At 65.5% G+C, this 17,965-nt stretch carries 20 protein-coding genes; 3 read left to right on the top strand and 17 right to left on the bottom strand.

Annotated elements, in window-relative coordinates:
* Positions 1-4: 4 nt before the first annotated feature.
* The 6 genes from priA to AC07YR_RS11200 form a co-directional block, all read right to left on the bottom strand.
* Positions 5-751, bottom strand: coding sequence for a bifunctional 1-(5-phosphoribosyl)-5-((5-phosphoribosylamino)methylideneamino)imidazole-4-carboxamide isomerase/phosphoribosylanthranilate isomerase PriA (gene priA, locus AC07YR_RS11225; RefSeq protein ID WP_055798320.1), 747 nt, complete (start codon positions 749-751; stop codon positions 5-7).
* A gap of 56 nt (positions 752-807) precedes the next feature.
* On the bottom strand, positions 808-966 hold the full coding sequence (locus tag AC07YR_RS11220) for a CG2302 family histidine operon protein (protein WP_200939306.1): 159 nt from the start codon (positions 964-966) through the stop codon (positions 808-810).
* A complete protein-coding gene (hisH, locus tag AC07YR_RS11215) occupies positions 967-1,728 on the bottom strand; it encodes an imidazole glycerol phosphate synthase subunit HisH (RefSeq protein ID WP_494733974.1) in 762 nt (253 codons plus the stop codon).
* Positions 1,725-2,351, bottom strand: a complete 627-nt coding sequence (gene hisB / locus AC07YR_RS11210) for an imidazoleglycerol-phosphate dehydratase HisB (RefSeq protein ID WP_028271935.1) — start codon at positions 2,349-2,351, stop codon at positions 1,725-1,727. The genes hisH and hisB overlap by 4 nt, the downstream gene beginning before the upstream one ends.
* Positions 2,352-2,440: 89 nt before the next feature.
* Complete coding sequence (locus tag AC07YR_RS11205; RefSeq protein WP_055798325.1) at positions 2,441-3,559, bottom strand: histidinol-phosphate transaminase; 1,119 nt, start codon at positions 3,557-3,559, stop codon at positions 2,441-2,443.
* Positions 3,560-3,636: 77 nt separating this feature from the next.
* Positions 3,637-4,011, bottom strand: coding sequence for a LysM peptidoglycan-binding domain-containing protein (locus AC07YR_RS11200; RefSeq protein ID WP_494733992.1), 375 nt, complete (start codon positions 4,009-4,011; stop codon positions 3,637-3,639).
* A gap of 410 nt (positions 4,012-4,421) precedes the next feature.
* On the opposite strand from AC07YR_RS11200, the gene lexA reads away from it, so the two are divergent.
* A complete protein-coding gene (lexA, locus tag AC07YR_RS11195; protein ID WP_055798725.1) occupies positions 4,422-5,171 on the top strand; it encodes a transcriptional repressor LexA in 750 nt (249 codons plus the stop codon).
* A 66-nt stretch (positions 5,172-5,237) separates the two neighbouring features.
* Here the strand turns inward: lexA and AC07YR_RS11190 are convergent, their stop codons facing one another.
* Entirely contained in the window at positions 5,238-7,310 is a 2,073-nt protein-coding gene (locus AC07YR_RS11190; RefSeq protein ID WP_494733973.1) for an ATP-dependent DNA helicase, read from the bottom strand.
* Complete coding sequence (hflX, locus tag AC07YR_RS11185; protein WP_055798333.1) at positions 7,303-8,871, bottom strand: GTPase HflX; 1,569 nt, start codon at positions 8,869-8,871, stop codon at positions 7,303-7,305. The genes AC07YR_RS11190 and hflX overlap by 8 nt, the downstream gene beginning before the upstream one ends.
* A gap of 447 nt (positions 8,872-9,318) precedes the next feature.
* On the opposite strand from hflX, the gene AC07YR_RS11180 reads away from it, so the two are divergent.
* Positions 9,319-9,933, top strand: a complete 615-nt coding sequence (locus tag AC07YR_RS11180) for a class I SAM-dependent methyltransferase (RefSeq protein WP_436057211.1) — start codon at positions 9,319-9,321, stop codon at positions 9,931-9,933.
* Here the strand turns inward: AC07YR_RS11180 and dapF are convergent.
* From dapF to AC07YR_RS11150, 6 genes are all read right to left on the bottom strand, one after another.
* Positions 9,914-10,858 (bottom strand): diaminopimelate epimerase, encoded by a 945-nt coding sequence (dapF, locus tag AC07YR_RS11175; RefSeq protein ID WP_055798337.1) that lies wholly within the window; start codon positions 10,856-10,858, stop codon positions 9,914-9,916. The genes AC07YR_RS11180 and dapF overlap by 20 nt on opposite strands.
* A gap of 9 nt (positions 10,859-10,867) precedes the next feature.
* Positions 10,868-11,884 (bottom strand): tRNA (adenosine(37)-N6)-dimethylallyltransferase MiaA, encoded by a 1,017-nt coding sequence (gene miaA, locus AC07YR_RS11170; protein WP_436057210.1) that lies wholly within the window; start codon positions 11,882-11,884, stop codon positions 10,868-10,870.
* 3 nt (positions 11,885-11,887) lie between these two features.
* Positions 11,888-13,456 carry a tRNA (N6-isopentenyl adenosine(37)-C2)-methylthiotransferase MiaB gene (miaB, locus tag AC07YR_RS11165; protein ID WP_494733972.1) on the bottom strand — a complete coding sequence of 523 codons (1,569 nt, stop codon included), beginning with the start codon at positions 13,454-13,456 and terminating at the stop codon, positions 11,888-11,890.
* Between the two features lie 17 nt (positions 13,457-13,473).
* Positions 13,474-13,965 carry a regulatory protein RecX gene (locus AC07YR_RS11160; protein WP_494733991.1) on the bottom strand — a complete coding sequence of 164 codons (492 nt, stop codon included), beginning with the start codon at positions 13,963-13,965 and terminating at the stop codon, positions 13,474-13,476.
* Between the two features lie 151 nt (positions 13,966-14,116).
* On the bottom strand, positions 14,117-15,172 hold the full coding sequence (gene recA, locus AC07YR_RS11155; RefSeq protein WP_055798340.1) for a recombinase RecA: 1,056 nt from the start codon (positions 15,170-15,172) through the stop codon (positions 14,117-14,119).
* 212 nt (positions 15,173-15,384) lie between these two features.
* Positions 15,385-15,609, bottom strand: a complete 225-nt coding sequence (locus AC07YR_RS11150) for a DUF3046 domain-containing protein (RefSeq protein WP_055798343.1) — start codon at positions 15,607-15,609, stop codon at positions 15,385-15,387.
* A gap of 41 nt (positions 15,610-15,650) precedes the next feature.
* Between AC07YR_RS11150 and AC07YR_RS11145 the strand changes: the two genes are divergently transcribed.
* Complete coding sequence (locus AC07YR_RS11145) at positions 15,651-16,160, top strand: MarR family winged helix-turn-helix transcriptional regulator (protein ID WP_494733971.1); 510 nt, start codon at positions 15,651-15,653, stop codon at positions 16,158-16,160.
* Between the two features lie 73 nt (positions 16,161-16,233).
* Here the strand turns inward: AC07YR_RS11145 and AC07YR_RS11140 are convergent, their stop codons facing one another.
* From AC07YR_RS11140 to pgsA, 3 genes are all read right to left on the bottom strand, one after another.
* The gene (locus AC07YR_RS11140) at positions 16,234-16,686 is read right to left on the bottom strand and encodes a helix-turn-helix domain-containing protein (RefSeq protein ID WP_055798349.1); all 453 of its coding nucleotides are present in this window, start codon (positions 16,684-16,686) and stop codon (positions 16,234-16,236) included.
* A gap of 140 nt (positions 16,687-16,826) precedes the next feature.
* Entirely contained in the window at positions 16,827-17,321 is a 495-nt protein-coding gene (locus tag AC07YR_RS11135) for a CinA family protein (RefSeq protein ID WP_494733970.1), read from the bottom strand.
* Positions 17,318-17,959: a CDP-diacylglycerol--glycerol-3-phosphate 3-phosphatidyltransferase gene (pgsA, locus tag AC07YR_RS11130; RefSeq protein WP_494733969.1), complete on the bottom strand. Its 642-nt coding sequence runs from the start codon at positions 17,957-17,959 to the stop codon at positions 17,318-17,320. Before pgsA ends, AC07YR_RS11135 begins: the two co-directional genes overlap by 4 nt.
* Positions 17,960-17,965: the final 6 nt, after the last annotated feature.

Genomic DNA, 17,965 nt, shown 5'->3' with positions numbered 1-17,965 from the left:
CGGGTTAGCGGCGGCCTGCTACGTCAAGCGCTTCCGGCAGCGTGAAGGCACCGGCGTACAGGGCCTTGCCGACGATGGCACCTTCAACGCCCAGCGGCACGAGGGAGCGCAGCACCTTGAGGTCCTCCAGGCTGGAGATACCGCCGGAGGCCACCACCGGCTTGCCGGTCTTCTCCACCATCTGGCGGAGCAGCTCAACGTTGGGGCCCTGCAGGGTGCCGTCCTTGGTGACGTCCGTGACCACGTAGCGGGCGCAGCCGGCTTCTTCGAGCCGTGCCAGCACGTCCCACAGGTCGCCGCCTTCCTTCGTCCAGCCGCGGCCCGCCAAAGTTGTTCCGCGGACGTCGAGCCCGACAGCGATCTTGTCGCCAAAGCGGTCGATGGCGCGTGCAGTCCACTCCGGGTTTTCAAGGGCCGCCGTGCCCAGGTTCACCCGGGCGACGCCCAGGTCCAGGGCCTTCTCGAGTGATTCGTCGTCGCGCAGGCCGCCGGACAGTTCAACGTTGATGTCCAGCCGGCCCACCACTTCGCGGAGCAGTTCGGCGTTGGAGCCGCGGCCAAAGGCTGCATCCAGGTCCACCAGGTGTACCCACTCGGCCCCCTGCTGCTGCCAGTTGAGTGCAGCTTCCAGCGGCGTGCCGTAACTCGTCTCGCTGCCGGCCTCGCCCTGGACCAGGCGGACCGCCTGGCCGTTGACGACGTCGACGGCGGGGAGCAGTTCCAGGACGGGCAGCGGCGTTTCGGTGGTCATCTTCAGGTCCTCAGGTTGTAGTGAAGCTGTGGTGGGCAGGCAGGGTGCGGGCGCGGCTAGTTGGCCGGCAGGGTAAGAAGGTACGCGGCCAGCAGCGACATTCCGGCCAGAACGTAGAAAACGACCTGGGTCCAGAGCGGCTTGTGCTGCTGCCTGAAGGACAGCGCCCCGCCAACCAGCAGGCCGGCGACGCCTGTCAGGACTATCGACCACATCTAGGCTGCCGGTCCGGTACTGGCGGCAGTGGCTGCTGTGGCGGCCGCTTTGCCGGGGCGCAGGCTGTTGACCCAGTTGCGGAGGAGCCGGGCTCCGGCGTCGCCGGACTTTTCCGGGTGGAACTGGGTGGCGCACAGCGGCCCGTTCTCCACGGCGGCGATGAACGGTGCGCCGTGCTCGGACCAGGTGACCAGCGGGGCAGCCATGCGGGGCTGGATGACGTCGAAGTCCCAGTGCTGCACACCGTAGGAGTGGACGAAGTAGAAGCGCTCGTCCTCAACGCCCTCGAAGAGCCGGGATCCTTCCGGAACCTTAACCGTGTTCCAGCCCATGTGGGGTACAACCTCGGCAGGAAGCAGTTCCACCTTGCCGGGCCACTCCCCCATGCCTTCGGCTTCGGTGCCGTGCTCGACGCCGGCCTCGAAAAGCACCTGGAGTCCCACGCAGATGCCGAGGACGGGACGGCCGCCGGCAACACGCCGGCCGATCATCCGGATGGCGTCCACTGCCTTGAGCTCGCGCATGACCGTTTCGAAGGCTCCGACGCCGGGAACCAGCAGTCCGTCGGCATTCAGGACGTCCTCGGGCTTGGCGCTGAGGATGACTTCGGCGCCCGCACGCTCAAGCGCACGGACCGCTGAGCGGACATTGCCGGAGCCGTAGTCCAGGACTGTAACGGTGGGTTTGCCCTCGGGTGAGGCCGGCTTCGCGCTTCCGGCAGGATCCAGGATTGCCCCGTCCCGGAGGACCGGGCCGGTCACAGCGCACCCTTGGTGGAGGGGATGCCCTCCACGCGGGGGTCCGGCTCCACGGCGGCGCGCAGAGCACGCGCGAAGGCTTTGAACTGGGCTTCCACAATGTGGTGGGGGTCCCGGCCGGCGATGACGTTCATGTGCAGGCAGATGCCGGCGTGCAGGGTGATCGCCTCGAACACGTGGCGGGTCAGCGAACCGGTGAAGTGGCCGCCGATCAGGTGGTATTCCTGCCCGGCGGGCTCTCCGCCGTGCACCAGGTAGGGACGTCCGGAGACGTCAACCACGGCGTGGGCAAGGGCCTCGTCCAGGGGAACCGTGGCTTCGCCGAAACGGCGGATCCCGGCCTTGTTGCCCAGGGCGGTACGAAGCACCTCGCCAAAGGTGATGGCGACGTCCTCCACCGTGTGGTGGACGTCGATGTGGATGTCACCGGTCGCCTTGACGGTCATGTCGATGAGCGAGTGCTTGCACAATGCGGTCAGCATGTGGTCGTAGAACGGAACCGAGGTGCTGATGTCCGAGATGCCCGTGCCATCAAGGTTGATCTCGACGAGCACGGACGATTCGCTCGTGGAACGCTCCATGCGTGCGGTCCGGGCCTCGGCAGCAATGGATCCGGTGGTGCTCATGTGTTTGTGTCCTTTGGATGTAAGGAGAAATACCGTCGGGGTGGAAGTCTGGGAACTGGTTCCCTGGGGAACCGGGGTCTGACTCCAGTTTAGGCCGGGACGCTGGGCTGCCCGGTCAGGATCAGCTCCAGGGCTTCCAGGAAGGCTGTGGTTTCCGTCTCAGTGCCTGCCGTGACGCGCAGGTGGCCGGGGATTCCGACATCGCGGATCAGGACGCCGGCGTCGAGCAATCCCTGCCATACTCCGCGGGGGTCCTCGAGGCCGCCAAAGAAGACGTAGTTCGAGTCGGATGCGGCGGGCTTGAGTCCCATCCGGGTTAGCTCCGTGACGATCCGGTCGCGCTGACGCTTGATGTCTTCGACGTCGGCCATGAGGGCTTCGCGGTGTGTCAGGGCGGCCAGGCCGGTCGCCTGAGTGATGGCGGACAGGTGGTACGGCAGCCGAACGAGCCGCAGTGCGTCCGTCACCTCGGGTGCGGCCGCCATGTAGCCAAGCCTTGCACCGGCCAAGGCAAAGGCCTTGCTCATGGTCCGGGACACGATCAGGCGCTCACGGCCCGGCAGGAGGGTGAGCGCGCTGGGCGTGCCGTCGTGCGCAAACTCGTGGTACGCCTCGTCGACGATTACGACGGTCTGGCTGGCCTCGCCCGCGGCATAGACGGCTTCGACCACATCCAGTCCCAGGCCCGTGCCGGTGGGGTTGTTCGGTGAACACAGGAAAACGATGTTGGGCTGGAGTTCCCGGACCTGACGGGCCGCCGACTCCGCACTGAGGCCATAGTCGTCCGCACGCTGGCCAACGATGTAACCCGTATCGGTGCCGCTGGCCAGCAGGGGGTACATGGAATACGTGGGCGGGAACCCGAGGGCGGTGCGCCCCGGCCCGCCAAACGCCTGCAGGATCTGCTGCAGCACTTCATTGGACCCGTTGGCGGCCCAGATGTTCTCAGCGGCCAGGCCGTGGCCAAGGTACTCCGCCAGGCGCTCACGCAGTTCGGTGAATTCCCGGTCCGGGTAGCGGTTCAGTCCCGCTGCGGCAGCGGTGACAGCCTCGGAGATGGCGGCGAGGACGTCGGCCGGAACGCCATGGGTGTTTTCGTTGACGTTGAGCAGGATGGGAACATCCAGCTGCGGCGCACCGTACGGGCTCAGGCCCCGAAGGTTGGTCCGGAGGGGAAGTCGGTTCAGTCGCTCTAGCTGGTCAGTCACTTCAACAGTTTAAGTGAGGGTGGCCGGGCCGCCGAAACTGTGACGCCGCCGCCCGGCCGGGAGCAGGTTTTGGCGCCCTAGTTTGAGGGGACAAAGATCTGCTGGCCCGGCATGACCCTGCCGCCGTCGAGGTTGTTGAGCTGGACGATGTCGGCCACGACATCGCGGGGGTCGCGTTCGGGGGCCACGGATCCGGCAATCTCCCAGAGGGACTGCCCCGGCTGGACCGTCACCGATACGGTGGGGGTCAAGGACAGCTCGGACGCGGAATCCGCCGCCTTCGCCGGCGAGTTCAGGAAGCCGGAGAGCGAGATCAGCAGCACGGACAGCAGGATCAGCGGAATCCCGACGAGGACGATGCGCCCGCGGCGGGTCAGTCGGAGGGGCGACTGCGAGGACCTGGCCTTCGCCGTCCTAACGGCCGGACGTTCCTCCCAGTTGAAGCCCTGCATGGGAGATTCCGCGCTGTGGTGCCCCAAACCCTGCTTGGCCGAACCATCATGACGCGAACCGTGAAAAGCGCTTGTAACTGACATGAACTGAGCCCTCCTGGACCTGACTGTGCTGCCCGCTGTGTTCCTGAAACTGACGTCCGCCCGTTCCGGTTTTCGAACATAGAACCGAAAGAACTTCGCTACTAGAACACATATTCGAACTTTACTGGTTCTGTTCTAGCACTTATTAACGAACATTGTCGAGACTCACTAGAACAAATGTTTGAAAAACCTGTGGGGCTGGCCTACGTTTGAGCTACAGAACAACCACTTCTGCAGTTGATCAGCAGGGTCTGACATTTTCAGGCCGGAAGTTCCCGGCACCTGCAGCGACGGAGGCCGGGGAGAACGGAAAGGCGTTGGCGAACATGGCAGCACAAGCCACCGGCGGCAGGGCTACGCAGCGGAGCCAGCAGTCATCACCGAAGCCGAAGGGCCTCACAGTACGTCAGAAGAAAATTCTGGAAACGATCCAGCGCTCCGTCAACGACAACGGCTACCCGCCGTCCATGCGTGAAATCGGCGACACCGTGGGACTGGCCAGCCTGTCCAGCGTCACCCACCAGCTCTCGCAGCTTGAGAAACTGGGCTACCTCCGCCGCGATCCCAAGCGGCCGCGTGCCATGGAAGTCCTGATGCCGCTGACCCTGGACGAGGGGACAGCCAAAATCACCGGAGTGGAAAAGCCTGCCAAGCTGCGCACAGTAGGCGGATTGGCTGTTTCCGAACTTGCCACGGCAACGGATACGGCCATGGTCCCCCTTGTCGGGCGGATCGCTGCCGGCGGGCCGATCCTGGCTGACCAGGTCGTCGAGGACCTCATGCCGCTGCCACGGCAGCTGGTGGGCCACGGTGAGCTTTTTATGCTGAAGGTGTCCGGCGATTCCATGATCGACGCAGCGATCTGCGACGGTGACTGGGTTGTGGTGCGCCAGCAGAGCGACGCCGCCAACGGCGACATCGTTGCCGCCCTCCTCGATGATGAAGCCACGGTCAAAACGTTCCGTCAGCGGGACGGCCACACCTGGTTGCTGCCGCAGAACACGCAGTACGAGCCCATCCTGGGCGACCACGCAACCATCATGGGCAAGGTCGTCTCAGTCCTTCGCTCGCTCTAGCAGCCCGCCGTAGCCGCCGCCGGTCACCCGGCGCCGGCTCGAGCCCCGTCAGGCGCCCCCGCCCCGTCAGGCAGAAGCGGCCTCCGCCGGAGCCTTGGCCAGCCGGCTCAGCGCAGCCACAGCGATCGCAGGATCTGTAGTGGGCCAGAACGGTGGCAGGGCAGCACGGAGGAAGCCTCCGTAGCGTTCCGTGGACAGCCGGGAGTCGAGGACGGCCACAACACCCTTGTCGCCCGTGGAGCGGATCAGACGGCCGGCACCCTGGGCAAGCCGGATCGCGGCGTGCGTGGCCGAAACCGACATAAAGCCGTTGCCGCCTGCCTGGGCCACGGCCCGGGACCGTGCCGTCATCAGCGGATCATCCGGCCGCGGGAACGGAATCCGGTCGATGACCACCAGCCGGCATGACCCGCCGGGAACGTCAACGCCCTGCCAGAGGGACATGGTGCCGAAAAGGCAGGTATCCGGTTCGTCTGCAAACTGCCGCACCAACGCGGTCATGGTCGATTCGCCCTGGCACAGGATGCTGACATCCAGGCGCGGGCGCATGGCTTCTGCCGCTTCCTCGGCGGCCCGCCGCGACGAAAAGAGGCACAGTGCCCCGCCGCCCGAGGCCCGGATCAGCTTCTCGAGCTCGTCGAGTGCTTCAGGCGACGTCCCGCGGCCGGGCTTCGGCAGATGGCTGGCGACGTAGAGGATTCCCTGCTTGGGATAGTCAAACGGGGATCCGACGTCCACTCCGGTCCAGCTGGGTGCGCCTTGTCCCACGAGCCCGAGCCCGCCGGCGGCCGGTTCGAAGGCCGATCCTATGGCGAGGGTGGCAGAGGTCAGGATCACCGTATGGCCGGCAAAGAGACCGTCTCGGAGCTTTCCAGCCACACTCAGCGGTGCAATGTTGATCAGGGCAGGCGCGGCATCGTCCGGCTGCGAGTAGCCCTGCTGCGGGTCGAAGGTGCTGTTCCGCGAAAACCAGACCACTTCGCGGTTTTCCCGTGCGGCAATCAGCCGTTCGCAAAGCTCGAGGATGACCATCAGGCGTGAGCGCGCCAGCTGGCGACCGCCGTCGGCCGTGTTGGCGCTGTCCCCCTTTGAGTCGGAAAGGGCCGCGCGGCAGGCTTCCCGCAACTGGTCCACACAGTCGAGTTGTTCATCATTGAGGCCGTTGGGCAGCAGGCCGCTGGGGACTCCGGCGATGGCCAGCTCAAGGTTGGCGGCCGCGTTGTTGAGCGCGTCAACAGTGATCCCGGTGTTTTTGCGGGCGCCCGAGGCGGCGGCATGGACCATGGCCACGGATAACTGGCCGGAGACTGCTCCCGTCACGCGGTCCTGGAGCTCGTGCGCCTCGTCAACCACCACGACGTCGTACTCCGGCAGCACCGCCAGGCCCTCGAAGGCGCTGACAGCCAGCATTGCGTGGTTGGTGACCACAACGTCGGCCTCGGCTGCGTCATGCCGGGCAAGTTCACTGAAGCACTCGGCAGCCATGGGACATTTCTGCGCTCCCAGGCATTCCATCGACGTGACGGACACCTGCCGCCAGGCGCGGTCCGTCACACCGGGCATGAGTTCGTCCCGGTCCCCCGTGGCGGTCTTCTCCGCCCATTCGCGGAGCCTGACCACTTCCTTGCCCAGCTGCGACGCCGGACCGCCCAGGGAGGCGGCGAAGTGCGGGACGCTGGTGTCCTCCCCCAGTGAGAAGAGCTGGCCCTCTGACGGCTCCTCGGAGGGGAACCCGCCGTCGAGCTTGTGCCGGCAGACGTAGTTGGCCCGGCCCTTGACGAGGGCCACCTTGACGGGACGCTCCAAGGCGGGAGTGATGGTTTCCAGCAGCCGCGGAAGATCCCTGCCCACGATCTGGGTCTGCAGGGCCAAGGTAGCTGTGGACACCAGGGTGGGTTTGTCGCTGACCTGTGAATGGGCGATCAGCGGAATCAGGTACGCGAGGGACTTTCCGGTGCCGGTTCCGGCCTGGACCAGCAGGTGGTCGCCGCTGTCTATAGCGCGTGCCACCTGCCGGGCCATCTCGTGCTGGCCGTCGCGGCTCTGTCCGCCCATGCCGGACACCGCCCGGTCGAGCAGTTCAATGACGAACTGCTCGCCGGCGGAGCCGCTGGTTTCTCCGGCCCCGGGATCAGACATTGCTGATGAAGGATTCCAGTTCAGCGGCGAGCCCTTCGCGCACCATGACCAGGGCGCGTGTGCCCTGCTCTTCATGGTCCAGGCGAAGGATTTCGGCGTCCGTTTCGTGGAGCTTGCTGATCAAGTCACCTCGGTTGTACGGGATCAGCAGTTCCATCTTGACGCTGGGCCGCGGAATGGATTCGCTGATCGCCTTCAGGAGTTCGGCGATGCCCTGCCCGGTGCGCGCGGACACCACCACGTGGCGGGGTTCACGCTGCTTCAGGCGTTCCACCACGAACGGATCCGCGGCGTCGGCCTTGTTCAGCACGATGATCTCGGGCACCTTGCGGGCGTCCACTTCGCTGAACACTGCCCGGACCGCGGCGATCTGGCCTTCCGGATCGGGATGCGAGACGTCCACCACGTGCAGGATGAGGTCCGAATCGGCCACTTCCTCCAGGGTGGAACGGAAGGCTTCCACCAGTTGGGTCGGCAGGGACCGGACGAAGCCCACGGTATCGGCCAGGGTGTAGCCCAGGCCGTCTGCCGTTTCCGCCTTGCGGACGGTGGGATCCAGCGTGGCGAACAGGGCGTTCTCCACCAGGACGCCGGCGTCGGTCAGCCGGTTCAGGAGCGAGGACTTTCCGGCGTTTGTGTATCCTGCGATGGCTACGGACGGCACGGAATTACGACGGCGGTTGGCCCGCTTGGTCTCCCGTGCCGGCTTCATCGCTGCGATTTCACGCCGCAGCTTCGCCATCCTGGTGCGGATCCGGCGCCGGTCCAGTTCGATCTTGGTTTCGCCGGGACCACGGGAACCCATGCCGGCACCTGCGCCGCCCACCTGGCCGCCGGCCTGGCGGGACATGGATTCGCCCCAGCCGCGCAGGCGCGGGAGCAGGTATTCAAGCTGCGCCAGCTCCACCTGGGCCTTGCCTTCACGGCTCTTGGCGTGCTGGGCGAAGATGTCCAGGATCAGGGCCGTGCGGTCGATGACCTTGACCTTCACGATGTCCTCGAGTCCGCGCCGCTGTGAAGGTGCCAGCTCGGCATCCACCACCACGGTGTCCGCACCGGTGGACATCACGATGTCCTTGAGCTCCTGGGCCTTGCCGGAGCCGAGGAACGTGCCGGGGTCGGGCTTGGCACGGCGCTGGACAATGCCGTCCAGAACCTCCGAGCCCGCAGTTTCCGCCAGGGCGGCAAGTTCGCGGAGGGAATTCTCGGCGTCCGCAAGCGTGCCTTCTGTCCACAGGCCGGCGAGGACAACACGTTCGAGGCGCAACTGCCGGTATTCAACTTCGGTGACGTCTTCGAGTTCGGTGGAAAGGCCGGCCGTACGGCGCAGGGCCCGGCGTTCCTCAAGGTCCTGCTGGTCACCGTCGAAGATGCTGTGTTCGCTGTCCTGGCGGGATATCGCCTGCGCCGATCCCAAAACTCCGCGCGAATTTTCCGATGCAGGGTGGGCGGCACGTGCCGGGACATCCTTGGACAGAATCCGGTCGATGACGGCCTGGATTTCCTCAGGACTCATGTCCTGGGAGGCTGCATCTGATCCGGTGTTGGGCTGGTTGGTCATGTTCTCCTTTGAAGATTCGACACCTTCAGAATAATGCTGATTGTTTGTCTGCGGGGCGGTATTCGCGCTGGGCTGACGACTATTGGTCATTCGGGCTCCTGGAGTGCCGGCGGCTGCGGCGCAGCGGGCGGCGGTACGGACGGTATGTGGGGCGACGATGTGCGAGGCTGGCGACGTTGCGGAGGGTGCGCTTGTTCAGAAGAGCGCATGGTCAGACGATCAGCATTGCTGGACTCCAAGTAGTACGGGCGGGACGTTCTGCCGGGCAATCACGGCTTGACGGCGCACTGAGCGGAAGGTGAATACCTGCGTCGCTGCGGGACGGGCTGTGCCCGTGCCGGCTACTCAAAGATCAAGAACATGGATTAAACATTAGCAGACGGGTTTCCGTGCCCCGTTCCCCTCCTCGTTTCCCATCGGCGCGCCGGGCAACTAATCTGGCGAGTTATGGAGTCTGCACACTATTTCAGCGCCCAGCCTGCCGGGCCCTTCACCCGCAAACCGCTAACCGTGGAACTTGCCGGTGAAACGCGCAGGCTGCAGACGTCCAGCGGCATCTTCAGCCCCGACGGCATTGACAAGGGAACTGCCGTCCTACTCGCCGATGTGCCGGCCCCGTCACCCCAGGGCAACCTGCTGGACATCGGCTGCGGCTGGGGTCCGATCGCACTGACCATGGCCCTGCGGGCACCCCACGCGCAGGTCTTCGCCGTGGACGTGAACGAGCGCTGCGTCGCCCTGACCAACGAGAACGCCGGCCTGCTGGGACTGAACAACGTGACCGCCAGCCTGCCCGACGCCGTCGATCCCGGCCTCCGGTTCGACACGATCTGGTCCAATCCCCCGATCCGGATCGGCAAGGACGAGCTTCACTCCCTGCTGCTGCTGTGGCTGCCGCGGCTGGCCGCAGGCGGATCCGCCTGGCTGGTGGTCCAGAAGAACCTTGGTTCCGACTCGCTTCAGCGCTGGCTGGCCGCTGAACTGGACAGCAGCTTCACCGTCACCCGGGAAAGCACCTCGAAGTCCTTCAGGATCCTTCGGGTCAGGAAAGCGTCCCGCTAGCCACGATCACGGCGGGACCGCTAAGTTCCACATGTTCGTGGCCTTCCGGCCCCGCAAAGAATTTAACGCCGACGACGCCGCCGGGCACGTTCACATTCCAGGCGTCCGGAGCGCCCTGCCCGGCCCAGTGACGGATGGCGACAGCTGCTGCGCAGGCGCCGGTACCGCAGGACTGGGTCTCCCCCACGCCGCGCTCGTGGACGCGCATGGTGACTGTGCCGACGCCGTCGTGGACCAGCGGCTCGGAAGGGACGACAAACTCGACGTTGGTGCCGTTCGCCGGCTTCGGATCAACGTGCGGTGCCTTGAAGAGCTGTGTTGCCTCAAGTTCGCTGAGTTCGGCCAGGGCCACCACAGTATGCGGGTTCCCCATGCTGACGGACAGCGCCGGGCGCGGTACTTCCAGGCCGTCCGCGGTCACCAGCGAGTCCATGGCACGTGCCGTGGCCTCGCCCGGGAAGATGAATTCCCACGGCCCCATGTCCACGGCGTAGCCGTTATCGGTCCGCACCACTGTCTTGACGCCTCCGCGCGTGCCGATGGTCAGGGCATCGCCGGTGCCGAGCCGGACAAGGCCTTCGGCGATGAGGAAGTGGACAAACACGCGGACGCCGTTGCCGCACATTTCCGACAGGGATCCGTCACCATTGCGGTAGTCCATGAACCATTCGGCATCCGGGTGGACTGCCTGCAGCTCGCGCCCCTCCGGGAGGAATCGCGAAGGCACGGCCCGGATCAGGCCGTCACCGCCGATGCCGCGGTGGCGGTCGCAGAGTTCCGCGACCTGTTCGGGCGCAATCGGCCAGGTACCCTCGGGGTCGGCAACGAGCACGAAATCGTTGCCGGTGCCATGGCCCTTGGAGAAGGCCAGGCCGCTCAGCCCCTGGAGAGTGCGGTCAGGGGCGGGTGCAAGGGTTTCGTCCATGGATCAAGGTTACCGGTTCAGGGTGGGCGTCTTGAGCGACATGGCCACGGCCTTGGCCACCAGGTCCGGGTCTTGCCAGTCAAGCCAGTTGATGCGCGGATCCGCCCTGAACCACGTGAGTTGCCGCCGGGCGAATTTCCGCGTGGCCGTGATGGTGTCGTCCGTGGCCTGGCCGGCATCCCATTCGCCGTCGAGGACTTTCAGGAACTGGGCATAGCCCAGGGCACGGGACGCCGTCTTGCCGTTTCGGAGCCCTGCAGCGTCCAGCCGCTGCACCTCGGCCTGGAGTCCGCCTGCAACCATGACGTGGACGCGCTGGGCCAGCCTGTCCTTCAGGAGCTCACGGTCCACTTCGAGTCCGATCTGTACCGCCGGCTGGAAGTACTCCCGAACGGGCATAAAGGAGCTGAAAGGGCGCCCTGTCAGTTCGAAGACCTCCAAGGCCCGGACCACCCTGCGGGCGTCGCCCAGACGGCCGGCTGAAACCGGGTCGACCGCTTCCAGTCGGGTGCGCAGCGGGGCCAGACCGGTGTCCGCCAGCTCTGCTTCCAGGCGGCCGCGGATAGCCGGATCCGTACCGGGAAATTCGAGCACGTCGAGTGCGGCCCGGACGTAGAGGCCCGAACCGCCCACCAGGATGGCCCGCTTGCCGCGGCCGTGGATCTCTGCGATGGCGGCCCGCGCCTCGCGCTGGAAGTCCGAAACGCTGGCTTCTTCGGTGACGTCGAGGGTGTCCAGGAGATGGTGCGGAACTCCCTTGCGCTCCACGGCCGTGATCTTGGCAGTGCCGATGTCCATGCCGCGGTAGAACTGCATGGCGTCCGCGTTGATGACTTCGCCGTCGAGGGCCAGTGCCAGCGCAACGGCGAGGTCAGATTTGCCGGACCCGGTGGGGCCAACCACAGCGATTACGGGAGGACGGGGGTTACCGGTATTGCGGTCCGCCGCCGAGGGTAGGTCAGCATCGGCGATCGCTGCTGGGCGGGCGTCCACTTCGTGGTGCTCGTCGGCTGGAGGATTGGCCATTGCCTAGCCGCGGCGGACGGGGACCGCCGGCATGCCGAGGGACACGCCGCTCTTGGCGCCGTTCGCACCGGAACCGCTGCCGGGAACCGGCACGCCGCAGGAGTCGGCCTGGGACCTGTCCCAGGCGTCGCCCGCGCGCGAACGGCGCAGGGTGTAGTCCGCCGCCGACGCCGGATCCGCGACCAGGTGGAAGGCCGCGGCTTCGGTTATGGTGACCGTCACGAGGTCGCCGGGGCGCGGTTTCTCAGCACCTTCCGGGACCGAGAAGTGCACGAGGCGCTGGTCCTGCGACCGGCCCGACAAGCGATGGGTTTCCTCCGCCTTGCGGCCGGACTGCGCCGTGACCATGACCTCGACCCGGCGGCCCAGCTGGCGGGCGTTCTCCTCGGCCGCTATCCGGTCCTGCAACGCTGTCAGGCGCTCAAAGCGCTCCTGCACCACTGCCTTCGGGGGCTGGTCCGGCAAGTCCGCCGCGGGAGTGCCGGGGCGTTTGGAGTACTGGAAGGTGAACGCCGTGGCGAACCGTGATTTCTCGACGACGTCAAGCGTGGCTTGGAAGTCTTCTTCGGTTTCGCCGGGGAAGCCCACGATGATGTCGGTGGAAATGGCCGCGTGCGGAATCCGCTCCCGCACCTTTTCCAGGATGCCGAGGAACTTAGTGGAGCGGTACGAGCGCTTCATGTCCTTGAGGACTTTGTCGGAGCCGGACTGCAGCGGCATGTGCAGCTGCGGCATCACGTTGGCCGTTTCAGCCATGGCGTCAATGACGTCGTCCGTGAAGGCTGCCGGGTGCGGGCTGGTGAACCGGACCCGTTCGAGGCCTTCGATTTCACCGCAGGCACGGAGCAGTTTGGAGAATGCCTGACGGTCACCGAATTCCACCCCGTAGGAGTTGACGTTCTGGCCCAGGAGCGTCACTTCGATGGCACCGTCATCCACCAGCGCCTGAATCTCGGCGAGGATGTCGCCCGGGCGGCGGTCCTTCTCCTTGCCGCGCAGGGCAGGAACGATGCAGAAGGTGCACGTGTTGTTGCAGCCCACCGAAATCGACACCCAGCCCGAGTACACGGAGTCCCGCTTGGTGGGGAGGGTGGAGGGGAAAACGTCGAGTGATTCCAGGATCTCGAGCTGCGCTTCATTGTTGTGCCGGGCGCGGTCCAACAGCGCGGGCAGTGCGCCAACGTTGTGGGTACCGAAGACCGCGTCTACCCAGGGGGCCTTCTTCAGGATAGTTTCGCGGTCCTTCTGGGCCAGGCAGCCGCCCACCGCGATCTGCATGCCGGGGTTGGCCGCCTTGACCGGCGCGAGCATCCCCAGGTTGCCATAAAGCTTGTTGTCGGCGTTTTCACGGACGGCGCAGGTGTTGAACACCACCACATCCGCATGCTCACCCGACGCGGGCACGTAGCCGGCGCCTTCGAGCATTCCGGCCATGCGCTCGGAGTCGTGCACGTTCATTTGGCAGCCGAAAGTGCGCACTTGATAGGTGCGCGGCTGGGCAGCCGCGGGTGCTGCCTCGCTGCTGGCGGAAGTGCTGGTGCCGGACGCTGGGGAGGGAATGGTCAAACTCACCTGTTAAGGGTACCGGTTCATAGGAATTCCGTTTCCGCACGCTCACCGGCTGCGGCGTCGAGGACCTCCCCCACGATCCGGAAGGCCTGCGACGGCTGGTATCCCTTCCGGGCCAGCATCGACGCGAGCCGGCGCGTGACTTTGTCCCGCTCGGCGCGGTCCGTGAGGTCTGCAGCGCCTTTGAGCTTGCGTTGGACGAGCTCACGGGCGGCAGATTCCTCCGCTTCGTCGCTGAGCTGCTCCAGGGCCCGGGCCGCAATGTCGGCCTCAATACCCTTGTCCGCAAGCTCGCGTCGCAACGCGCCCTTGGCGAGCTTCCGGGTCTGGGACCTGCTCCGGACCCACATGTCCGCAAACTCGGCGTCATCCACGAGCCGGACTTCCTCGAACCTGTCCAGTACGGCCTCGGCCACGTCCTCCGGAACATTGCGCTCGGCCAGCTTGCGGGCCAGCTGCAACCTGCTTTTCGGCGAGGTGGTCAGCTGCCGCAGCACGATGGCCCGCGCCACGGAGGCCGGATCAGGCTCAGCATCGTGGTCCGCTTCCAGCTCCGGCGCGAACCCGTGCTCCGCGGCCAAAGCCCCGTCCGGTCCCGCGTCGCCGAAGCCGGCCGGGCCAGGTTTCCGGGATCGGAATCCTGGCCCGCTCCGCCGGGTTCCCCTAGAAACCGTCAACGGCCTTGAGCTTCGGAGACGCTTCCTTTTCAGCCTCGGCGGGTTTGACGCCGACGCCCAGCTTCTCCTTGATGAGGCGCTCCAGCTCCGCCGCAAGCTCCGGGTTGTCGCGTAGGAAGCGTCGCGAGTTCTCCATGCCCTGGCCCAGCTGGTCACCGTCGTAGGTGAACCAGGAACCGGACTTCTTGATCAGGCCGTGTTCCACGCCCATGTCGATGATGCCGCCCTCGCGGGAGATCCCCTGGCCGTAGATGATGTCGAATTCGGCGATTTTGAAGGGCGGGGCCATCTTGTTCTTGACGATTTTCGCCTTGGTGCGGTTGCCCACCGAATCAGCGCCTTCCTTCAGCGTCTGGATGCGGCGGACGTCGATGCGGATTGAAGCGTAGAACTTCAGTGCCTTACCACCGGTGGTGGTTTCCGGCGAGCCGAAGAAGACGCCGATCTTCTCACGCAGCTGGTTAATGAAGATGGCGGTGGTCTTGGTCTGGCTCAAACGTCCGGTGATCTTACGCAGCGCCTGGCTCATCAGGCGGGCCTGCAGGCCGACGTGGCTGTCGCCCATGTCGCCTTCAATTTCCGCGCGGGGCACAAGGGCGGCCACGGAGTCAATGACGATCACGTCGAGGGACCCTGAGCCAATCAGCATGTCCATGATTTCCAGGGCCTGCTCGCCGGTGTCCGGTTGGGATACCAGCAGCGCGTCGGTATCGACACCCAGCTTGGCGGCGTATTCCGGGTCCAGGGCGTGCTCGGCGTCGATGAACGCAGCGATACCGCCCAGGCGCTGGGCATTCGCCACGGCATGCAGGGCCACGGTGGTCTTACCCGACGATTCCGGGCCGTAGATTTCCACAACGCGGCCGCGCGGCAGGCCGCCAATTCCCAGGGCAACGTCCAAGGCAATGGAGCCGGTGGGGATTACTTCAATGGGCGCACGCACTTCGTCGCCCAGCCGCATGACGGAGCCTTTACCGAACTGCTTGTCGATCTGGGCAAGCGCTGCATCGAGCGCCTTCTGACGATCCGGGGCTGCCGCCATGGTTCACACCTCTAGTTTTCTCGCTGTGGAGTGGCCTGAGCGGCCCTTTATCTGTCATCACCGACGCTAACGGCACCCACCGACATTCCTGCCGGATGACATTGCGTATGTGGAAAACGCTCTGCAAAAAGCATAGCCCGACCCGAACAGATATTCGAACAATTGCGCGGCGTGTCAGGGCGGAGCCATCCAGCCTCAGGCAGCGCCGCGGATCAGTTCCGGGACGGCTTGATGTCCCGGCCGAGCCGCCGATCAGCAGGGACGTCCTGCACGTCGCAGATCGCGAGCCAGACCTGCCGAGGCGGGACTCCCGCCGCCAACGCCTGGTCCGCCGTCCGGCTGCCGACACCTGCCAGCACCAGCGAGCTGCTGAGGACCCGGGAGTACCCCGCGCCGAACTCATCGTCCATTAGCCGCCAAAAGTCGCTGATTCGCACCGATAAAGTCTCTCACGCCTGCGGCCAATAGAATGGTTGCCATGAGCAACCCAGCTGTGGAACCCGATGCTTCCGGGGCCACCGAAGACAGCGTCGACGCGGCCCTGCGGACCGTGGAGCACCAGATCAGCCTGTTCTGGCGCCGCGGACGCTCCATCTCCCAGCAACTTTCCCGGCAGGTCCACCCGGACATGGAGCCGGCAGCCTATGGCCTCCTCACCGTCATCCGCAGGGAAGGCCCCATTAGGCTCACGGAACTCGCTTCATGCATCGGAGTGGGCAAGCCCTCCGTCAGCCGGCAGATCGCATTCCTCGAGAGCATCGGCCTCGTGTCCAAGGAAGCGGACCCGCTCGACGGCCGTGCCCAGACCATCCGGCTGACGCCCAAGGGCGAGGAGAAGATGCACCAGGTCCAGGATGCCCGGCGCGAAGTTTTCCGTGAGCGGCTGGGGGAATGGCCCGTGGAGGACCTGCAGACCCTCGCCGCCTACATGGCAAAGCTCAACGCGACGTATGAGCGGGACGGCTTCCCGAAGGACGAGGCGAAGTAGACAACGAAGGGCCCCCGGCTTAGCCGGAGGCCCTTCGTGTCAAGCGCAGAGACTAGGTTCTGACGTGTGCCGGTCAGCGGGCGCCCGAGAGCAGTCCCTTGGCCAGTTCGTCAGAGAGGTCGGTATTGAGTTCGCGGTCAAGATCGCGGCCGTAGCGCTGCGAGAATTCCTGCGGGACGGTGTCCGGAACAGCAACGCCTTCAGCAACGGCAACGCGGTCGCTGACTTCGCGGAGCATGCTGGACAACGGGACGTCCAGGGCCGAGCAGATCGAAGACAGCAACTCCGAAGAGGCTTCCTTCTGGCCGCGCTCCACTTCACTGAGGTAACCCAGGGATACCCGGGCACTGTGTGACACTTCGCGGAGGGTTCGGCCCTGACGCTGGCGAACGTCGCGCAGAACATCACCGATTTCGTGACGAAGTACTACCATCTTGCGCTCCTTCTGTTCGCTCTTTGCCTGATCGGCGAGGCCCACATCCTTCCAGCGGACAACGCCGTTTACGGATACGGGCTGCTTTACCATCTGTATCGCCTTGCTCCCTCGTACGTCAGGTCCGCCCTCATCAGGCGAACCATAATTATTTACTCATCCTAGGCGCCTCCCATATTCGGAAGCGACACAATGTAACAACTATTAGGAATCAAATTTTGTTCCCGGCAACTTTACGCCGGGTAAGCCTCGGAAGATAGGGCTTCAAGCAGCCGCTCCAAAGCGGCCGCGCACGCCTGGCCGCGGATATCCGCGCGGTTGCCTTCAAACACGTAGCCGAACGACGTTGCGCCGTCCGCCGTGGCGACGCCGACGAACACTGTCCCCACGTCCTTGCCGCCATGCGGTTCCGGTCCGGCGACACCCGTGGTGGACACTCCGATGTCCGCTCCGCAGACCCGTCGGGCCCCTGCCGCCATCGCCTTCGCGACGTCACCGTCGACTGATCCGACGGCGTCGAGCAGTTCGGCGGGTACGCCAAGGACGTCCGACTTGACTGAGTTCTGATAGGAAACCACGCCGCCCTGGAGCATGCCCGAGGCACCGGGGCTATCGGCGAGGACCGCCGCCACCATGCCCGCAGTCAGGGATTCGGCGGTAGCCACGGTCAGTCCGCGGCCAATGGCACCGTTGACTGCTTGTTCGGCGATGCGGTGCAGGTTACTCATGGCAGCTCCCCTTTTAGGCGCTGGCTGGCTGCGCGCCGGCCGTTCGCGCGCAGCTTGAGCGCTTCGACAACATACTGGCCACCTGTCCAGACGGTGATGGCCACGGCCGCCAGCATCACCAGGAAAGCCACCACTCCCAGCCACGGGGCCAGTGAGGCGAGCGGGACCACGTACAGCAGGATCGCGACGGTCTGCACCACAGTCTTCAGCTTGCCTCCCCGCGACGCCGGGATGACGCCGTACCGGATGACGAAGAACCGCAGTGCCGTGATCCCCCATTCGCGGGCGAGGATCAGGATGGTGATCCACCACGGCAGCTCGTTCAGCAGCGAGAGCATCACCAGGGCGGAGCCGGTGAGCAGTTTGTCCGCGATCGGATCGGCGATCTTGCCGAAATCGGTGATCAGGCCCCTGCTGCGGGCGATGTCGCCGTCGAGCTTGTCCGTGTAAATGGCAACCGCGAACGTCAGGGCCGCGGCCCAGCGCCAGAGGCCGTCCTGGCTGTCGAGCCCGGGCGCGTCCGCGATGAGGAACCACACGAAGAACGGCACCAGGACAATCCGAAGCATCGTCAGGATGTTCGGAAGGTTCCAGATCCCGGAGGCGGAGCCTGAGCTGTTGGCTTCAGTGCTAGTCACCCTCCT

This window comes from Arthrobacter sp. GW460-12-1-14-TSB2 (genome assembly GCF_059423525.1).
The sequence above is the reverse complement of the archived record's forward strand: the minus strand, read 5'-3'. Positions and strand labels throughout refer to the sequence as shown.